Source organism: Polaribacter litoreus (assembly GCF_054584775.1).
In genome coordinates this window covers 22606-42902 of the sequence record NZ_JBTLRD010000020.1, presented here as the reverse complement: position 1 = coordinate 42902, position 20297 = coordinate 22606, and the positions used below count along the sequence as shown (strand labels likewise).

18 protein-coding genes are annotated in these 20297 nt (G+C 30.3%); 7 read left to right on the top strand and 11 right to left on the bottom strand.

Going from position 1 to position 20297, the window contains the following annotated elements:
• Nucleotides 1-37 precede the first annotated feature (37 nt).
• From ACW9UN_RS15160 to ACW9UN_RS15125, 8 genes are all read right to left on the bottom strand, one after another.
• Nucleotides 38-1120, bottom strand: a complete 1083-nt coding sequence (locus ACW9UN_RS15160; RefSeq protein WP_459487197.1) for a chorismate mutase — start codon at nt 1118-1120, stop codon at nt 38-40.
• An 86-nt stretch (nt 1121-1206) separates the two neighbouring features.
• Nucleotides 1207-2058 carry a prephenate dehydrogenase gene (locus ACW9UN_RS15155; RefSeq protein ID WP_459487196.1) on the bottom strand — a complete coding sequence of 284 codons (852 nt, stop codon included), beginning with the start codon at nt 2056-2058 and terminating at the stop codon, nt 1207-1209.
• Between the two features lie 92 nt (nt 2059-2150).
• On the bottom strand, nt 2151-3293 hold the full coding sequence (locus tag ACW9UN_RS15150) for a pyridoxal phosphate-dependent aminotransferase (RefSeq protein ID WP_459487195.1): 1143 nt from the start codon (nt 3291-3293) through the stop codon (nt 2151-2153).
• A gap of 6 nt (nt 3294-3299) precedes the next feature.
• Nucleotides 3300-4157 carry a prephenate dehydratase gene (locus ACW9UN_RS15145; RefSeq protein ID WP_459487194.1) on the bottom strand — a complete coding sequence of 286 codons (858 nt, stop codon included), beginning with the start codon at nt 4155-4157 and terminating at the stop codon, nt 3300-3302.
• 412 nt (nt 4158-4569) lie between these two features.
• Nucleotides 4570-5592, bottom strand: a complete 1023-nt coding sequence (locus ACW9UN_RS15140) for a UDP-glucose--hexose-1-phosphate uridylyltransferase (protein ID WP_459487193.1) — start codon at nt 5590-5592, stop codon at nt 4570-4572.
• A gap of 23 nt (nt 5593-5615) precedes the next feature.
• A complete protein-coding gene (gene galK, locus ACW9UN_RS15135) occupies nt 5616-6764 on the bottom strand; it encodes a galactokinase (RefSeq protein WP_459487192.1) in 1149 nt (382 codons plus the stop codon).
• A 13-nt stretch (nt 6765-6777) separates the two neighbouring features.
• A complete protein-coding gene (locus tag ACW9UN_RS15130; protein ID WP_459487191.1) occupies nt 6778-7665 on the bottom strand; it encodes an aldose 1-epimerase in 888 nt (295 codons plus the stop codon).
• Nucleotides 7666-8679, bottom strand: a complete 1014-nt coding sequence (locus tag ACW9UN_RS15125) for a GntR family transcriptional regulator (RefSeq protein ID WP_459487190.1) — start codon at nt 8677-8679, stop codon at nt 7666-7668. It lies immediately after the preceding gene.
• A gap of 130 nt (nt 8680-8809) precedes the next feature.
• Between ACW9UN_RS15125 and ACW9UN_RS15120 the strand changes: the two genes are divergently transcribed.
• Nucleotides 8810-9901, top strand: coding sequence for a formylglycine-generating enzyme family protein (locus ACW9UN_RS15120; protein ID WP_459487189.1), 1092 nt, complete (start codon nt 8810-8812; stop codon nt 9899-9901).
• 9 nt (nt 9902-9910) lie between these two features.
• Complete coding sequence (locus ACW9UN_RS15115) at nt 9911-12382, top strand: TonB-dependent receptor (RefSeq protein WP_459487188.1); 2472 nt, start codon at nt 9911-9913, stop codon at nt 12380-12382.
• 220 nt (nt 12383-12602) lie between these two features.
• Here ACW9UN_RS15115 and ACW9UN_RS15110 read toward each other — a convergent pair whose 3' ends face one another.
• Nucleotides 12603-15359, bottom strand: a complete 2757-nt coding sequence (locus ACW9UN_RS15110) for an outer membrane beta-barrel protein (protein WP_459487186.1) — start codon at nt 15357-15359, stop codon at nt 12603-12605.
• A 141-nt stretch (nt 15360-15500) separates the two neighbouring features.
• Between ACW9UN_RS15110 and ACW9UN_RS15105 the strand changes: the two genes are divergently transcribed.
• The 3 genes from ACW9UN_RS15105 (at nt 15501) to ACW9UN_RS15095 (ending at nt 16990) form a co-directional block, all read left to right on the top strand.
• Nucleotides 15501-15866: a DUF2237 family protein gene (locus ACW9UN_RS15105; protein WP_459487185.1), complete on the top strand. Its 366-nt coding sequence runs from the start codon at nt 15501-15503 to the stop codon at nt 15864-15866.
• Nucleotides 15847-16308 (top strand): hypothetical protein, encoded by a 462-nt coding sequence (locus ACW9UN_RS15100; RefSeq protein WP_459487184.1) that lies wholly within the window; start codon nt 15847-15849, stop codon nt 16306-16308. The genes ACW9UN_RS15105 and ACW9UN_RS15100 overlap by 20 nt, the downstream gene beginning before the upstream one ends.
• 76 nt (nt 16309-16384) lie before the next feature.
• Entirely contained in the window at nt 16385-16990 is a 606-nt protein-coding gene (locus ACW9UN_RS15095) for a type IV pili methyl-accepting chemotaxis transducer N-terminal domain-containing protein (RefSeq protein WP_397447734.1), read from the top strand.
• Nucleotide 16991: 1 nt separating this feature from the next.
• Here ACW9UN_RS15095 and ACW9UN_RS15090 read toward each other — a convergent pair whose 3' ends face one another.
• Together ACW9UN_RS15090 and ACW9UN_RS15085 are read right to left on the bottom strand one after the other, a co-directional pair.
• Nucleotides 16992-17762 (bottom strand): alpha/beta fold hydrolase, encoded by a 771-nt coding sequence (locus ACW9UN_RS15090; RefSeq protein WP_459487183.1) that lies wholly within the window; start codon nt 17760-17762, stop codon nt 16992-16994.
• A 93-nt stretch (nt 17763-17855) separates the two neighbouring features.
• Entirely contained in the window at nt 17856-18569 is a 714-nt protein-coding gene (locus ACW9UN_RS15085) for a pyridoxine 5'-phosphate synthase (protein ID WP_459487182.1), read from the bottom strand.
• A 60-nt stretch (nt 18570-18629) separates the two neighbouring features.
• Here ACW9UN_RS15085 and ACW9UN_RS15080 point away from each other — a divergent pair, with 60 nt between their 5' ends.
• Nucleotides 18630-19289, top strand: coding sequence for a CBS domain-containing protein (locus ACW9UN_RS15080; protein ID WP_459487181.1), 660 nt, complete (start codon nt 18630-18632; stop codon nt 19287-19289).
• Nucleotides 19290-19348: 59 nt separating this feature from the next.
• On the top strand, nt 19349-20248 hold the full coding sequence (locus tag ACW9UN_RS15075) for an NAD kinase (RefSeq protein ID WP_459487180.1): 900 nt from the start codon (nt 19349-19351) through the stop codon (nt 20246-20248).
• The last annotated feature ends 49 nt before the right edge of the window (nt 20249-20297 follow it).

Below are 20297 nucleotides of genomic sequence, written 5' to 3'. Positions count from 1 at the left end.
CCGCCTATAGGCGGTTTTTTTTATTGTAGAATTTAAATTATCCATTGATAATTTTTTCTTGATGATTGATAGATTCTTGGTGAATGGCTTTAAACATTTTTAAAACAAATTCTTCGCTTAAACCTTTGCTTGTTCCTTCTAAAACCATGTTTCCAAGAATTTCGTTCCAACGTCTAGATTGTAAAACAGCTACATTTTGCTCTTTCTTTAATTCTCCGATTTTATCTGCAACATCCATACGTTTGCCTAACAACTCAATTAATTGGTCATCTACCACATTAATTTGTGCTCTTAAGTTTTCTAAAGGCTCTCTGTAACTAGAGGCTGTTTCTGTAGTTTTCTTAATTTTTAACTCCTCCATAATTGATTTCAATTTTGTTGGTGTTACTTGTTGTGCTGCATCTGACCAAGCATTTTCTGGATCCCAGTGTGTTTCGATCATTAAACCATCGAAGTTTAAGTCTAAAGCAACTTGTGAAACATCTTGAATCATTTCTCTGTTACCTGTAATGTGTGATGGATCGCAAATTAATGGTAAATCTGGAAATTTATCTTGGAATTCGATTGCCAATTGCCAGTTTGGATTGTTTCTGTATTTTGATTTATCGTATGTAGAAAATCCTCTGTGAATTGCTCCTAAATTTTTGATTCCTGCAGTATATAATCTTTCTATGCCACCTAACCATAAAGCTAAATCTGGATTTACTGGATTTTTTACCAAAACAATTTTGTCTGTTCCTTGTAAAGCATCTGCAATTTCTTGCATAATAAAAGGAGATACTGTAGAACGAGCTCCAATCCAAAGTAAATCTACATCGTTCTCAATAGCTAATTTACAGTGTGCTGCATTTGCAACTTCTGTACAGGTTTTCATACCTGTTTCTTCTTTTACTTTTTTTAACCAGCCTAAACCTAAAGCGCCAACACCTTCAAAATTTCCTGGTCTTGTTCTAGGTTTCCAAATTCCGGCTCTAAAATAATTTACATCAGAATCTTTTAATTCGTGTGCTATTTTTAAAACCTGTTCTTCGGTTTCTGCACTACAAGGCCCTGCTATTACTAGTGGATGTGTTAAATTCATATCATCCAACCATGCTCTTAATTCTTTTGTATTTTTCATTTTAATAATTAATTTGTGTTGAGATTCTTCGACAAGCTCAGAATGACATACGTACTCTTAACTTGATACTCAACGATTGTGGCTTCTTATTTTATGCCGTTTAAAATTTGTTTAATATAATTGGTGTTCTCCATTTCGTTAAAAATTTCGGAGAATTTATCTTGTTCCATCAACGTTTTAAAATTTTGTAAATTGTTGATGTATTCTTCTAATGTTTCTATTACATTTTCTTTATTCTGTTCAAAAATTGGAGTCCACATTGCTGGCGAACTTTTTGCCAAACGTACTGTAGATTGAAATCCTGAACCTGCCATATCGAAAATATCTCGTTCGTTTTTTTCTTTATTGATTACTGTTTTACCTAACATAAATGCACTAATGTGCGATAAGTGCGAAACATACGCAATATGCTTGTCATGCGAAACAGGATCCATATATCTAATACGCATTCCAAGCGCTCTAAAAAGTTCTAAAGCTTTTTCTTGCAACTTAAAAGTTGTTTTTTCTACTTCGCAAATAATGTTCGTTTTCCCTTTATATAAGCCAGAAATGGCTGCTGTTGGCCCAGAGTTTTCTGTACCTGCAATTGGATGTGCTGCTAAAAAATTACGTCTTTTTGGATGATGTTCAACCACTTTACAAATTGCCTCTTTTGTTGAACCTGCATCTACAACCAAACCATTATCTGATATTTTATCTAAAATTGTTGGTAGTAATTTTACAGTAGCATCTACAGGAATAGACACAATTACAAGATCTGCATTTTCTAAATCGTCTAGGGTTGCTTTTTTGTCTATTAAATTTAACTCTAAAGCTTTATTTAGGGTTTCGTCTTTTCTACTAATTCCGTGAATGACAGCTTCTGGATTGTGGTTTTTAATATCGATGGCAAAACTACCACCAATTAAACCAATACCAATCATGTATATATTTTTCATTTCTATTTCTAATCCTGCAAGGTTTTTGACACCTTTTAGTTTTTTTTTTAGTATTTATATACCTGCTAGGTTTTGGAAACCTTGCAGGAGTTTTAAAACCTGTTTATTGCTTCTTTAATTATTTCTGAAGTTACACACAATGAAAAACGAATGTATCCTTCTCCTTGACTTCCGAAAATAGTTCCTGGAGTAATGAAAATATCATTCTCATACAACACTTTATCAGTTACTTCTTCAGATTTTTTTCCTTCTGGAATTTTTGCCCAAACAAATAAACCTGTCGCATTTTTACTGTAGGTTGCCTCTAATTTATCTGCCAATTGCCAAATTAATTTTCTTCGTTCTTCGTAAATTTTGTTTTGCGATAAAAACCAATCATCAGATAATTGTAAGGCTTCTATGGCTCCTTTTTGAATTCCGTAGAACATACCAGAATCCATATTAGATTTTACTTTTAAAACTTCGTTGATGTATGTTGATTTTCCTAATAACATACCCACTCTCCAACCAGCCATATTAAAAGTTTTACTTAAAGAATTTAATTCTAAAGCAATGTCTTTTGCGTCATCAACTTGTAAAATGCTGATAGGGTTATCATTTAAAATAAAACTATAAGGGTTGTCATTAACAATTAAAATATTGTGTTTTTTACCAAAAGCTACTAATTTTTCAAACGTTTCTAATGTTGCATCTGTACCTGTTGGCATGTGCGGATAATTTACCCACATCAATTTTACATCAGATAAATCTTCATTTTCTAAAGCATCAAAATTTGGTTGCCAATTAGTTTCATCACTTAAATTATAAAAAAGAGGTTCTGCACCTACTAGTTTAGTTACTGATGTGTAAGTTGGATAACCAGGATTAGGAATTAACACTTTATCGCCTTCGTTTAAAAAAGCCATAGAAATATGCATAATTCCTTCTTTGCTTCCCATTAAAGGTAAAATTTCATTTTCTGGATTTGAAGCTACAGAAAATTTATCTTTATAGAAATCTGAAATTGCATTTCTTAACTCTGGTAAACCTTGGTAAGATTGATATTTATGCGCACTTGTATCACCCAAACTATTAGAAATTGCTTCTAAAACTTGTGTTGGTGGTTGCAAATCTGGAGAGCCAATACCCATATTAATGATTGGTTTTCCTGCAGCAGCTAAACCTCTTACTTCTCTCAATTTTTTAGAAAAATAGTATTCTTGTACTGTATCTAATCTTTTGGCTGGTTGTATCATACTCAATTATTTAGATTCTAAAACGAGTTCAGAATTCGGCTTAAGCCTACCATTTTTATAGGTTCCTAATACTTTAAATTCTTCTGCCATTATTTGTAAAACAGCTTCTGCTTTTTTGTAATCTTTAAAATCATCAAAAGTAATATCAACAAAAAAGGAATATTTCCAAGGAGTTTCGATTACTGGTAAAGATTGAATTTTTGTTAAATTCATTTTACAATCGCTTAACACATTTAAAATGGCTGCTAAGCTTCCTCTTTTATGATTCAATTGAAATTTTAAAGATGCTTTATTTACGGCCTCATTACGAATTGGTTCTTTTGTTTGTACAATTACAAAACGTGTAGAATTGTCTTTTATGGTTTGTAGCTCATCTTCTAAAACCTCTAAATCAAAAATTTCTGCCGCTATTTTTGGGGCAATTGCTGCAATACCTGTTAAATTTTCTTTGGCAATTCTTTTGGCAACTTCTGCAGTATCTACATCTTCTACCAATTTAATACTTGGATGTTTTTTAAAAAACTCTTTGCATTGTAACAGTGCCATTGGATGCGACCAAACTTCTTTTATATCTTCTATTTTTTGCCCTTTTAACGCCATTAAATGATGATGAATATTTAAATATTCTTCGTCTGTAATGTGTAAATTATACTTATCTATTAAAGCATAATTCGGAATTATTGAACCTGCTATAGTGTTTTCTAAAGCCATAACTCCTAAATCTGCAGTTTTATCTAACAGACTATCTACCAAATCATCAAAAGACATGCATTCTTTTAATTGGATTTCAGATCCATAAAAGTCGCGAGCAACTTTATGATGGTTTGAGCCTTCTGCTCCTTGTATTGCGATTGTTCTGTTCAACTTATTTTGAGATATTATATCAAAAAAAAAGCCTCGAATTAAATTCGAGACTTTATATATTATGAATGTTTCTTAACAACATACAAAGCCTCTTCTCTTATTGTAAAAATAAAAGTAAAAAAAGAAACGAGTATAGTTGTTATTTAACATTGGTTGTTCTTGTTTATAGAGGCAAATCTAAAGATTAAATTCAGATACACAAATATTATTACAAAAGTTTACTGATTTTTACGAAATAAAATTAAATTCTAAAATTTTATTAAATAATTTTCATAGAAATAATCAAATCACTTAAAAATATATAAAATTTATCATTTATCTACATTCATTTTTTTATTTTGATTCCCTGCATTTTACAGTAAAACTGCCCTATTACGAAACAAAATTGACACCTTTTTCTATTAAAAGCGTTTTATATTAAATCTTTTAACCTTTTAGCTGCTATTTCTGCTGTAATATCTCTTTGAGGTGTACCAAACATTTCATAACCAACCATAAATTTTTTAACGGTTGCACTTCTTAATAATGGTGGATAAAAGCTCATGTGCCAATGCCAATGACTATTATCTTCGCCATTTGTTGGTGCTTGATGAATTCCGCTTGAATAAGGGAAAGACGTATTAAACAATTTATCGTAAGCTTTTGTAATTGCAGAAATTGCTTCTGCATAGTTTTTTGCGCCTTCATCAGATAAATCTAAAATACTTTTCTGTTGCTTTTTAGGCGCAATCATAACTTCGAAAGGCCAAACAGCCCAGAAAGGAGTTAACACCACAAAATCTTCATTTTCAAAAATAATTCTTTCTTTAGCCGCTATTTCTTGCTTTAGATAGTCTTCTAAAAGACTGCGATTTTGCGCTGCAAAATACTTTGACTGTTGAGTATCTTTCTTTTCTACTTCATTGGGCAAGGTAGATTGACTCCAAATTTGTCCATGAGGATGTGGATTACTACAACCCATTACAGCACCTTTGTTTTCAAAAATTTGCACATAATTAATCATCTCATTTTTACCCAATTCTGTATATTCTTTTTGCCAAGCGTGTACTACTTTTTTAATATCTTCTACTTTCATTTCTGCCAAACTTTTAGAATGATCTGGACTGAAGCAGATTACTTTACAAATACCAGTTTCGCTTTGAGCTTTGAATAATCCGTCGTTTACATTAAACGTTGGCGAATCTTTTTGTAGCGCCGCAAAATCGTTTGTAAACACAAAAACGTCTTTATAATCAGGATTTACATCTCCACTAATTCTTGTATTTGTTGCACAGAGGTAACATTTTTCATCGTAAGAAGGTCTTTGTTCTTTAGAAACTTCCTCATTTTGACCTTGCCATGGGCGTTTTGCTCTATGTGGAGAAACCAATACCCATTCTCCTGTTAAAATATTAAATCTCTTATGAGAATAATCTTGTAAGTTTGTATTTTCCATTATACTATTTTCTCGTTGATTGTTTATTGTACAATATGTGTTCCTTCTGCCAATTCAATAAAATACACAGAACACTCTTTATCAAATTTATGTTTATATGCTTTAGATGCTGATTCAGCAAATGCTTTTACCTCATCTCTAGCAATTAAATTAATGGTACAGCCACCAAAGCCACCACCCATCATCCTAGCACCTAAAACACTTTTGTTCTTTTTTGCTTGATCTACTAAAAAATCTAACTCGCTACAACTTACTTTATATTGATGTTGCAAACCATTATGCGAGCCATAAATCAAAGCCCCTAGTTTTTCCAAATCATTATCTTCTATGGCTTTTGCAGCTTTTTGCGTTCGTTCAATTTCTTGAATTACAAATAATGCTTTCTGGTAATTTTCTGGAGTAACTTGGTCGATAACTTTTTCTAAATCTGCTTCAGTAGCCTCTCTTAAAGTTTCTATATTTAACAATTTTGCAATGCTTTCGCAAGCCGATCTTCTATCATTATAAGCACTATCAGAAAGACTGTGTTTTACATTGGTGTTGATTAATATAAGTTGATGATCTTTAAAATCAATTTCATAAGGTTTGGCTTCTATGGTTCTACAATCTAATAACAACGCATTATTTTCTATGCCAAACATGCTTGCATATTGATCCATAATTCCACAATTTACCCCTACATAATTGTGTTCTGCTTTTTGAGAAATTAAAATCATTTCTCTTTTACTTAGTCCTAAATCAAACAATTCATTTAAACCAAAAACAACACTATTTTCTAAAGCCGCAGAAGAAGACATGCCTGCCCCACCAGGAATATTTCCTTTAAAAATGATGTTAAAATTGCCCACAACTTTATTTCTATTCTGAATTTCTGCAACAACACCAAAGACATAGTTTTCCCAACTACCCTCTTTAGAAGGTTTTAATTTATCCAATTCAAAATCAATTGTACTATCTAAATCTAAAGCAATTGCAGTACAGCTACCACTATTACTTTTTTGTATAGCAGCTGCAATACCTTTATCTACTGCAGCAGGAAAAACAAACCCACCATTATAATCTACATGTTCTCCAATAATATTTATTCTTCCTGGTGAAAAAACCAACAGAGGTTGCATTTCAAACGTTTGGATAAATTTTTCTTTTACATCTTTAATTAATGTTGCACTCATTGTATATTACTTATTAGTTAATTAATTTAACACTACATTTAAGAGAGTAGTTTTTATGCGGTTCTAAAACATTAAGACCTATTTTATTGTTAAAGCTATTGGAAATACCTGTCATCGGTTCTATAGCAATTACAGGCACATCTTTTGGTGTATAAAGTTGCAGGAAACTATTTTCGGAGTTTTGTGTAATTTCTACTTTGTAAGCAGGTGTTGTAAACTCCACTTTATTATCATCTAAAACAAAACAATCGTCTAGTTGTTTATCTTTTAATTCAAACACCTCTGGTGTAGTTTCGGCGACAATCTCTTTTGTAATCAAATTCTCATCAAATTCAACTCTTTTATTACTTTTAAAAGTTAAAAAACTATTTTCAAAATCATCACAATTAAAATATGGATGCCATCCTAAGGTAAAAGGAAACGCGTATTCACCTTTATTTTGAACACTAATACTTACATCTAGTTTATCTTCAAAAAGCGTATAGGTTACTGAAAAAAAGTAAGGAAAAGGAAAACCTTTACTATTCTCTTTTTCAAAATAATTAAAGGTTGCAAAGCAACAGTGTTTATGTTCCTCTGGCTCAAAAAGCTCAAATTTTTTATTGTATACCAAACCATGTAAAGCATTATTACCGTCATTACATTCAAATTGAAATTCTTCTCCTTGAAATGAATATTTTCCATTTTTAATTCTACTTGCAAAGGGAAACAATAAAGAAGATGCATATGAAGTTGCATAATCAAAGCCTTCTTGCTCTTTAATAAGGTAAATGTTATTAAATTTTAGTTCTTGTAAACGCGCACCTTGGTCTAGATTAATTTTTGCTGATGTGGTTTTAGATGCGTTTACCAATTCTATAATACGCATTCCGTTTTCTGTGATGGTGTTAATCTTGTACATTTAAATAGATTTTCTTGAGATTAGACGACTAGGATTTTCGATTTTTTGAGGTGTATTGTTCACTATCATTTCTGCCAATTGTTCTCCCATTAAATTAAAATCAGTAGAAATTGTTGTTATACCATTTTCAACTACTTCTTTAAGTAAGGTATCGTTTACAGAAATCACGCCTATATCTTTGGCTAAAACCAAACTTGTTTCTTTGATTTTTTTTATGATTCTTATTAAATTTTTATCCTCTAAAAGAACATAAACCTCTCCTTTTTCTGGGGTTCTATTTTTTATAGAAGAAACTACCTCAAAAGTGATGTTAAATTGATTACAAAACCGTAAAAAACCATCTAATATCCCCTTAGGCTGTTTTTCTTCTGAAAACAATAGAATTATTTTTTTATAACTTATAATTTTCATTAAAACAGATGATAACCCTTCGAAAACATCTTTTTCAAAATTCTGATACACTGCAGGGTACTTTTCTAAGCCCTTTTGCACCTGATCTAAAATATATACTTTATCATCTGGTAAATTCTGTATTACTTTTTCTGTATTTTTTAGGTTTGCAGGCATAATTACATAATAACTATAATCACCATTATTATCATTAATTAACTTTTCAAAAATAGTTGTATTAAAATGATGAAAAAAAATATCTACCTGAATGTTTTTACTTAATTGTTGAAGAAATGAATTATACAAATCTTCTTTAAATGAATTTAACTCATCAAAAAGTAAAAACACCTTTTGCTGAATTGCGATATTTTCTGTAGAAACATAATACCCTTTTCCTACAATAGAGTGAATAATTCCGCGATTTTTCAACTCATTAAAAGCAGTTAAAACAGTATCTCTAGAAAGTTTATGCTTACTTTTAATTGTATTTAAAGAAGGGAGTTGATCTCCTTTTTTTAAAAGGCCATTTGCAATTGCACCCTCAATAGAAGCAATAATTTGTTTGTATTTAGGGATTCCAGATTTTTTTTTTAAAGAAACAACTTCCATAAAGCAAATATACATTTTTTATTACACCCAACTAGTATGTACTAGTCTGTTTTTTTTACTCTAAAACTAGAAAAAAACGTTTTATTAAGCCATTTCAGCAAGATAAATTATTACTTTTACAGCCTTAAAATTACATAAATACATTATGATACACTTTCTTAAAAAAAAGTTTTTCAATTTTACAGTATTCACTTTTATTATTCTTTTTTCTTTAACAAGTTGTAAAGAAAAAAAAGCGAACACTTCTGAACGCAAAACAGAAAACACCATAACAACTCCAAAAAACATGGTTTGGGTTGAAGGAAAAACATTTTTAAGAGGTGCAAAAGAAGGAGATGCGTTTGCCATGCCCAGAGAAAAACCTGCACACTTAGTAACTGTTGATGGTTTTTTTATTGATGCTACAGAAGTTACAAACAAACAATTTAAAGCATTTGTAGCGGCTACAAAATATATAACTGTTGCTGAACGTAAAATTAATTGGGAAGAAATGAAAAGCCAACTGCCTCCTGGCACACCAAAACCACACGATTCTATTTTGCAACCAGGCAGCCTAATTTTTAATAAAAATGTAAACGCTGTTGTTAATATGAACAATTATCAACAATGGTGGACGTGGAAAATTGGTGCTGATTGGAAACATCCTTCAGGGCCCGATTCTTCTATTGAGGGCAAAGACAATTATCCTGTGGTTCATATTGCTTTAGAAGATGCCTTAGCCTATTGCAAATGGGCAAATAGACGATTACCTACCGAAGCTGAGTGGGAAGCTGCAGCTCAAGGCAACAACTCTAATACCATTTTTACTTGGGGTAATGACGCTTCTATATTAAACGCTAATGCGAATACTTGGCAAGGGGTTTTTCCTACAAAAAATGAATCTAAAGATGGTTTTGAATTTATTTCTAGCGTAAAGTCTTATCCGCCAAACAGTATTGGTATTTATGACATGTTAGGAAATGTATGGGAATTAACCTCTGATTTATTTAACGTAAACCATTATCAAGAATTAGATACTTCTCAACCACTTTTAAATCCACAAGGATCCGAAAAATCTTACAGTCCAAGTAATCCTTATCAAGTAGAACATGTTATGAAAGGTGGTTCTTTTTTATGTCACGATTCGTATTGTGCTAGTTTTAGAATATCTGCTAAAATGGGAGTTGCCATAGATTCTGGGTCAGATCATATGGGTTTTAGAACAGTAGCCACTCCAGAAATGTTAATATCAGAATAAAAAATGATGATGAAAAAAAATTTAAAAAACATATTAATTGTGTTGTTTTTATTAATCAACCAAGTAATTTCTGCTCAAATTACAGGTACTATTTTAGATAAGGAAGATAATACCCCTTTAGAATATGCAACTGTTGCTTTGTATAATCAATCTCAAAAAAAATTAATTACAGGAGTAGTTACCAACGCAAATGGTATTTTTACTTTTGATAAAATCAAAAAAGGAAACTACACTATAGAGATTTCTTTTATTGGATATCAGCCTAAAAAAATAGCAAATATTATTTTTTCTGGTGATAAAAAAGATTTAGGAACACTTCAATTATCTTTAGGAAATACGTTAAACGAGGTAGTAATTACTGCAGAAAGAGCTGCTGTAGTTAGTAAAATAGACAAACAGGTTTTTGATGCAAATCAATTTAAAAATAGCCAAGGAGGCTCAGGTACTGATGTTATAAAAAACCTACCTTCAGTATCTATTAACGGAACTGGAGATATTGCAGTTCGTGGAACCACTGGTTTTGTGGTTTTGTTAAACGGAAAACCTGTGCAAGGAAATCCTACTACAATCTTAAATCAAATTCCGGCTAATGCTATTGATAAAGTAGAAGTAATTACAGCACCATCTGCCAAATACGATCCTGAAGGAAAAGCTGGTATTTTAAACATTTTCACAAAAAAAGGGGCTTTAAACGGAACTTTTGCTCAAATAAATACAAGAATTGGTGCACCCTCTATTGAAGATTACAACAACTCTGAAAGTGCAAAACGATATGGAATAGATGCAACGTATAATTACAGAAAAGACAAATGGAACTTTTCTTTAGGTGCAAGCTACCAACGCAATGATAAATCTGGAAGACGTGAAGGTGATGTTTTTACCATTATTAATGATGTAAAAACCAGTTTTCCTTCTGATGGTGAGCGTTCTTTTGATGAAGAAAATTATAGCGGAAACATTACTTTAGATTTTATACCAAATCGTAACAACGAATTTTCATTAGGCTTTTTTGCGGGTAAAAGAAGTAAAGACAGAAGAGCTGATATTTTATATTTTGATAATAATGCTGTACAACCTGCCAATAGCAATAATAGATTATACACATTTCAATATTTTAATGAAAACTTGCGTATTAGAAAAAGTGATTTTGCTCTAGGTAGTTTTGACTATGCCCATAAGTTTGCAAATGATGCTAAACTTTCTGCCTCATTTTTATATGAATACACCTTATTAGGTGGCCCAACAACGAATAGAAACTTAGGATATCCAGACACCTCAGAAATCATTCAAGATGAATTTAACACCAACGACAACCCTTTATATGGTACACTTTTAAGGGTAGATTATGAGTTTGCTGAATTTTCTTTTGGTAAATTAGAAACAGGGTATCAATATCGATTTTTAGATCATCAAGGAGATTTTTTATACGAAAGAAGAAATAACACAACCGGTATTTTTGAAACAGTGCCAGAATTTACAAGTGAAATTGATTTAAAAAGAACATTACATTCTAGTTACATTAACTTAAGCAACAAAAAAGAAAAATGGCAATACGCAGCTGGGGTACGCTTAGAAAAAATGGATAGAGAATTAACCCTACAAGGTGCAAACCAAACCACTCCAGAAGTTATAAATTATAATTATTTACAATTATTCCCTTCCGCAAGTGTGGAATATTCTTTAGAAAATAAGGCCAAATTAAAAGCAGCATACAGTAGAAGAGTACAAAGAACCACTACCTTTAAAATGAACCCTTTTCGTGAAAGAGAGCATTCTGAAACTTTAGAGCAAGGTGATAAAAACTTACTCCCAGAATTTGTAGATTTGGTAGAAATCGGAATTTCTAAACGCTACAAAAAAGGAAATTCTGTGTACGCAACCGCCTATTTTAGAAATGTAAAGAATCTTGTGAATAGAGTAAATCAAATTTATAATGACACCATTTTAGATAGAATTTATTCTAACGTAGGTACAGGTAAATCTTTAGGAATAGAATTGGGCGCACAACTAAAACCAACAGAAAAATGGAGTAATTTTATTGGTGCTAATATTTTTAATTTTGATATTGATGGGGCTTATAATGGTCATCAAATACAGAGTAATGCTACTCAATATAGCATCAATATAAATTCTAACTATCAATTTAATAATACCACTTCATTACAATTTACTTTAAATTATTTATCTGATAGAGTTACAGCTCAGGGAGAAGATTCTAGATTTTATTCTCCAAATCTTACACTTCGAAAAACGTTTTACGACAATCGATTATCAGCAACTTTGCAATGGCAAAACATAGATTTAGGCTTACTAGACACCAATGAGCAACGTATTACAACCTCAAGACCTAGTTCATTTTTTACTACTACCAATTATGTGTACGAAGTAGATATGATTACGTTAAATTTATCGTATAATTTTAACTCTAATAAAAATAAATCAAAATTTATTAAAAGTGAATTTGGGGCTAAAGAATTTTAAATATGGTAAGTTTTATTTAAAAACCACTGATTATTAAAGTGTTATAACTTTTATTCTTTGAAATGAATATCTTTTCGGACTGAAATGAATCAATTTAAATTTATCTCAGTTATGTTTAAAATGACAGTCTACTGTTTTTCAAATAAATAAACCTGTATCAACCTAAAAAGCTATATCGTACTTACGTTATTTTAACCAAAAAAGTTACATCAAGCTTGCGTTAAATAGGCTTTGTTTTGGCTTTTCTTTTTCCACTATTTAATCTGTAGGTATAGCTTAAGATGATATACCTACCCAAACTTTGCCCAATAGTTTCTTCGAAAAAATTATCTGTACTTCGTCTAAAAACATCAATATTTTTATTCAACAAATCAATTAAAACCAGTTTTACAATGTTATTTTTTTCAGATAATGAATAAGACACTGCTGCATTCCAAATGGGTAATTCTTGATGAATATCAAACTTGTTATCATCATAAATAATATAATCTAGCTGCGTATTTACATTCAATCTTTTATTCATATCAACATCTACCATTCCAAAATATTGTTGCGTTGTAAATTTTCTATCTAAATCTTTTTCGATAGAAAAACTTGTGTTATTCACATTATAAAATGCACCAGCTTTAACATCAACTGTTTTTTTTCTTGTATTTTGAATTACTAAATTGGTAGATAAATCTCTAGATTGTACTTTATTTAAATTAAAATTTACAATAGAATTCACGGTATTGTAAAACAATCTATTTTTTAAATTAAAACGAACTCCTAATTTGTTTAATTTTTTAGAAAAACTAGTCTGTGCATTTAAACGATGCCTTTTACCATTGTTCTGAAAACTGCTGGTTCTCTTAAAATCATCATCAATCGTAAAACTTCTAATAATGGCATCTGTAGCATATCTATAATTGATGTTGGTGTTAAAATTTACGGATGAATTTGCGCTACTTACATTGTAAAAAGACACAAACGAATGTACTTTTTCTGGTTGCAAATCTACATTACCTGTTCTTACAAAATACGGATTAATATCATTTATAAAAGGATTGGTTTCATTGGGTCTTGGCGCTCTAATTTGACTTCTATAAACAAAACGCAACTTTTCACCTCTTTTAGGTTTATACTGCAAAAAAAACGAAGGTGTAACATACAATTGTTCTTTATTATAGTTCTTATCAGTAGTTTGCCCAAATTCTCGCCTTAGGTTATGAAGCTCAAAAGTTGTAGAAATATTTAGCTTAGGTGTATTGTAACTATGAAAAATTTTAGATCGCATTATATTTTGATAAAAGGTATAATTGAACTTGATAAAATCTTCTTCTGTAGTAGAAGTAACCCGAATTCTAGATTGATTTGTTTGTTCATCTACAGCATAAAAGCCTGCATTAATTTCGGTGTTTAAATAATGATTACCACCTAAAGGTTCTGTAAATTTAAAACGAAAATTAAAATTATTGGAGCCACTATTTTCATTGCGCAAAGCCATAATTTCTTGATAGTTTGGATTGTTTCCGTTTAAATTTCTTGTGATAAAGGTTTTTTGATCATTATTTCTATCGATATAATTTAAAACCCAATTAAAACCGGTGTTAAAACTTCTTCCCTTTTTCTGGAAGCGTTTGTATACGTTAAAATTTAAATTACCAAACTTTTTAAAAACGTTATTATCTGATAACAAGTTGTTTTCGGTAACCAACTCATTATCTGCATTTACAAAAGTTCCTTTTCTATCTAAATTATAATTTCTATCATCTGTGTACAAACGACCACGCAGCCTTATAGCGTAAGTTTTGTTAGATTTATTTTGATAGTTAAAATTGAAATTATGGTTGTTAATTATGTTTAAAAAATTGTTTTTAGACTTAAAATTAAAGTTGTTATTATTGGTAAAATTTATTCTATTGGTTTCTGAAAATCCGTTATTATCTGAAGCATTATAAAAATAATCAGCATTTAAAGATTCTTTCTTTTTTAACTCTCTACCATAATGCACACCTGTAATTTTGGTTTCTAAAAAACCACTTAAACTTCTTTGTTTTATGTTAAAACTATCGTTAGTATCATCTTCTGAGGCATCTGCAATACCGTCTGCATTTTCTAAAAAACCTTGAAGATTAGACCCTGTAATATTAATGTTGTTGAATTTACCAACAAAAGAAAGTTGTGTTTTTGTATTAAATTGATTGTAATTGGCATTGCCAAAATATCGATTATCTAACCCCAAACCTGCAGACAACTTTCCAAAACCTCTATTTTTTTTGGTTTTTTTTAAAGTTAAATTAATAACTACCTGTTTGTTACCATCACTAACCCCTGTTAACTCTTCTTCGTCACTTTTTTTATCAATAACTTCAATTTTCTTAATAGCATCAGCAGAAATATTTTTTAATACTATAGATGGGTCTCCACCAAAAAACTCTTTACCATCAATCATAATTTTGGTTACAGAAGTACCTTGGGTTATAATTTTACCATCTTCTATATCTACTCCTGGTAATTTTCCTAAAAGCTTTTCAATATTATCATCATGATTTACTTTAAACGAATTGGCGTTAAAACTAACCGTATCTTTTTTTATTTGGATGGGCACAACTGCTGCAATTACAATTTCATCTAAACTACTTACATCTTCTTTTAAAACAATAGTTTTTAAATCAATCAATTTATTTTTGTACAGTATTTTTTTTGAAAACGGAGTAAAACCCAATAAATTAAATTGCAGTACAATAGAGTCTTTAGGAATATCATTCAAAATAAAATTTCCATGAATATCTGTAGTGGTATAACTTAAAAAAACAGCATCTTTAGGACTTAACACAGCTACCGAAACCATTTCTAATGGCACTTTTTGATTGTCTGTTACTGTACCTTTAATACCATGTGACTGACTTTGAAGATTTGCAGCAAAAAAAATATAAAAAAACAACACCGTACAAAACAGCCTGTACTGGAATAGCGATTTTTCTTTGTGTTCCATAAAAGATTTAATAATAACAAATATGCATATAAACCATTAAAAAGACTACAAATTATTATCTTTTTTAAATACTATTTTACCTAAAACAAACCTGATTAAAAAAGTTACTTTTAGTATCTTTATAGCCTAAATCTTTTGCTTTTGGAATTAAACATACTCAACAAACCATTACAGCCCTGTTGTACAGCACCAGCCACTGGGTATTTTAGAGATGGTTTTTGTAGAACTGCAAATAACGATGTAGGAACCCATACAGTTTGTGCTGTTGTAACCCAAAATTTTTTGAATTATTCTGCATCTAAAGGAAATGATTTAATGACCCCTATTCCACAATGGAATTTTCCTGGATTAAAACCTGGTGACAAATGGTGTTTATGTATTTCTAGATGGTTAGAAGCCGAAAAAGTTGGCAAAGCGCCTTACATAATATTAGAAGCAACACATATAAAATCTTTACAATACACTACTTTAGAAATCCTTAAAAAGTATGAATTTGTTGGTAGTTAATTATTTTGGGATAGCACAATTTACTGCGATTAGTCAACTTATTATAGATTTTGGTTTGGTGGTTTTAATTTGGATGGTACAGTTAATTATATACCCAAGTTTTTTGTTTTATAAAGGGACAAACTTAGTAGTTTGGCATCAAAAATACACACAACGCATTACAGTTATTGTAGTTCCGTTAATGCTATTACAATTGGCAATTAGTATATTTAATGTATTTTTTCGCTTCAATTTTGCAACTCTTACAACTTTAATTGCGGTTGTTTTTCTGTGGGGTTTTACCTTGTTAAGTTTTGCTCCTATCCATTTTAAAATATCCGAAGGAAAATATTCTCAAGAACTTTTAAAATCTTTAATTTCAACAAATTGGTTGCGCACTTTTTTATGGTCTGCACTCTTTGTTTTTAACCTTTTTTATAATATTACTGTTTTTCTTAAATAATTACAGATTATTTGTTGACGATGAAAATCTCTATAAAAATGACTATATTTGAGTGATAACCTAAATTTCTCTTGGCATGAAAAATAGATCCATTTTTATTTTTACCACGTTTATAGTTTTATTAACTATCAACAAAATTTCGTTACATAGAGATATTAAACGCCAAAGTAGAGATTTATCTGCAGTAAATATTTCTGGCAGACAACGCATGTTTTCTCAGAAAATTTTAAAACTTGCATTACTTTTAAAGGAAAATACTACTAAACAAAACACATTAAAAAACAGCGCAAAACTGAAAGCAATTACTGAAAATTTTAAAAAACTACAGCAAGAACTAAAAGAAAATTATTTAACAAAATATGATGATTTCTATTTAAAAGGTTTATATAAAGAATTAGAACCTTTTTACTTAGCCATTGTAACCAATAGCAATTTACTTACTTCTAATAACATAAATAAAAAAGAAATCATCAGTTGTTTTTTAGAAATTAGTAAAGCCTCAGATCATTTTTTACGCATTATGGATAAAATTGTAAATCAACATGAACTAATTGGAAAAAATAGAGGTAAATTAATATTAAGAAGAGAATTTACATTTAATGTAATTATTGGTTGCTTATCTATTTACGGAATATTTTTTGTTGTTGTACCTATGTTTCATTTAATAAATCAAACGAAATAACTTAGCCTAAAAAATCGCAAACTTCTTTATAAAAATCTTTCGGGTTTTCGGCATGCAACCAATGCCCAGATTTTGTGATTTCAACAACTTTATTGTTTGGAAAGTGATTATCTATAATCATTTGTTCTTCTGCAACAATATAACCAGAGCGCTCTCCTTTTAAAAATAAAGTTTGTTTATCAAAAGAGGTATTTTGAGGCAAAGGTTTCCCAACTTCTGGATTTTTATCTGTGAGCGATTTTAAATTAAATCTAAAATCTAACACTCCTTTTTCTTTCCAATATACATTTTTCATCAAAAATTGACGAATATCTAATTCTGAGATGTAGGTTGCCAATTGCGCATCAACCAATTTTCTAGAGTTTTGAATAGAAAAATCTACAGAATTTAACCCAGCTAAAATAGCATTATGATGTGGTTCATAGGCTTTAGGAGAAATATCAACAACAATTAACTTATCTACTAAATTAGGATAAGTTACCGCAAACAACATGGCAGTTTTACCTCCCATAGAATGCCCAATTATATGTACATTTTTTAATTGATGATGTTGTATGTAATGGTATATATCTTCAGCTAATAAATTATAATTAAAATCATCGGAATGAAAACTACGTCCATGATTTCTTTGATCAATTAAATGTACTTGATACTCTTCTGCAAATTGATTTCCTAGGGTTTTCCAATTATCAGACATGCCAAAATAGCCATGTAAAATTAATAATGGTTTTCCTTCACCTTTTATAGTTGAGTATAAAATTTTATTAGACATTTATATGAATTGATTATTAGATGAAAAATGGCTTAAAAGTGCTCATTACTAAATTACCCTTGTAACTGACGACTGACAACTGATGACTGATGACTATTTCAAACGATGCAAATACATGCTCACCACATTTTCTAAGCCAAAATACAAACTTTCTGCAATTAAAGCATGGCCAATAGAAACTTCTGCTAAATTGGGAATATTCTCTTTAAAAAACTTGATATTATCTAAACTTAAATCATGACCAGCATTGATACCTAGTCCTAATTTGTGAGCCAAAACAGCAGCTTCTGTATACGGTTTTACCACATCTTTATTACCTTTATCAAACTCACTAGCAAATTGCTCTGTATATAACTCAATACGATCTGTGCCTGTTTTTGCTGCGGCTTCAATGAGTTTTAAATCAGTATCAATAAAAATGGAAGTTCTAATTCCGTTTTTTTGGAATTCAGCAATTACCTCTTTCAAAAAAGTTTGATGTGTAATAGTATCCCAACCTGCGTTAGAAGTAATAGCATCTACAGCATCTGGCACCAAAGTAACTTGTGTTGGTTTGGTTTCTAAAACCAAATCCATAAAAGATTGTATTGGGTTACCCTCAATATTAAACTCAGTGGTAACCGTGTTTTTTAAATCGCGTGCATCTTGATAACGAATATGTCTTTCATCTGGCCTTGGGTGAATGGTGATACCCTGAGCTCCAAAATTTTCGATATCAGAAGCTACTTTTAGTAAATTTGGCACATTGCCTCCTCTAGAATTGCGCAAAGTTGCAATTTTGTTAATATTTACACTTAACTTTGTCATTGTTTAAAATTAGGTTGCAAAGATAATTTATTAAATCATTTTATCCTATATTCGTAGAGTATGAATATTAACGATTACATATTAAAAGAGAACAGAACTTTTCATCTTAATGACAAGGTAAAAAACGGGCAAAAACTTTTTAAGGATTTTCCGTTAACTCATTTTCCAGTGGTTGAAAATGGTAAACTATTAGGGTCTTTTTCTGAAGACGAATTACAAACTATAGAAAATCAAGAAGCAGAATTAGGTACTTATGCCCATTTATTAAATTCTTTTTTTGCTGATGAGAAAGCAACTGTTTTAGAATTATTAAAGATTTTTGCTGATAATGACACCAATATAATTCCTGTTTTAAACAAAGACAAAAATTACATGGGTTATTATGATTTGTATGATGTTTTAGATGTATTTTCAACTAGTCCTTTTATGATAGAACAAAGTGAAACATTAATTATCGAAAAATTAGAGTTAGAGTACTCTATGAGCGAAGTAGCTCAAATAGTAGAAGCCAATGGCGCAAAATTGCTAGGCCTTTATGTTTCTGAAAAGCACAACGATTTTATACAATTAACGTTAAAAATTGTTTCTAATGAAGTAAACGAAATCATACAAACTTTTAGACGCTATGATTATAAAATAGTTTCCGCCCATGAAAATGATATTTATTTAGAAGATTTAAAAAACAGATCTCAATATTTACAGAAATACTTAGAAATGTAACCTTCTGAGATGGCATATTAAAAAAATTGATAATCATTTTATAAGTTAATGCATTACAAATGAAAAAAGTTGCAATTTACGGTCAGTCTTATTCAATTTCTGCAGAAAAAGAAATTAAGATTTTACTCAAGGTTCTCGAAGAAAACAACATTGTAAGCTTTATAGAAGAAGAGTTCTACAATTTGTTAATAAACGGGAATATTATAAGCAAAAAATACCCGACTTTTGCCCATTTTAACGACTTAAATTCTTCTTTCGAAACCATGTTTACTTTGGGGGGAGATGGCACTATTTTGCGCGCAGTAACCTATATTAGAAATTTAAACATCCCTATTTTGGGTATTAATACAGGTAGATTAGGTTTTTTAGCTACCATCAACAAAAAAACAATTAGAGAAAGCATCAATCTTATTTTAAAAGGAGAGTATTCCATTCAAAAAAGAACACTGTTAGAAGTACAAACAACTCCAAAAACAACAGAATTCAGTGAACTTAATTTTGCTTTAAACGAAGTTACCATAGCCAGAAAAAACACCACCTCTATGATTGGTGTTAATACCAGCTTAAACAACGAATATTTAACCAATTATTGGGCAGACGGACTAATAATTGCCACTCCAACTGGTTCTACAGGATATTCTTTAAGTTGCAATGGCCCAGTAATTTCACCAGACTCTAAAAACGTAATTATAACCCCAATAGCACCTCATAATTTAAACGCAAGACCAATGGTTATTTCTGATACTACCAGCATTAAATTAACCATAGATTCTAGAGAAAAAGATTTTCTAATTTCGTTAGATTCTAGAATATCATCTGTATCAAAAAACACAGAAATATTTATAAAAAAAGCGGCTTTTACGGTAAAAACAATCATCCCAAACAATCAATCTTTTTTACAAACTTTAAGAACCAAATTATTGTGGGGAGAAGATACACGAAACGAAACCAATCTTTAACCTTTACACAACAATAAAACACCAAAAAAATAGTTATTCAAAAAAGACC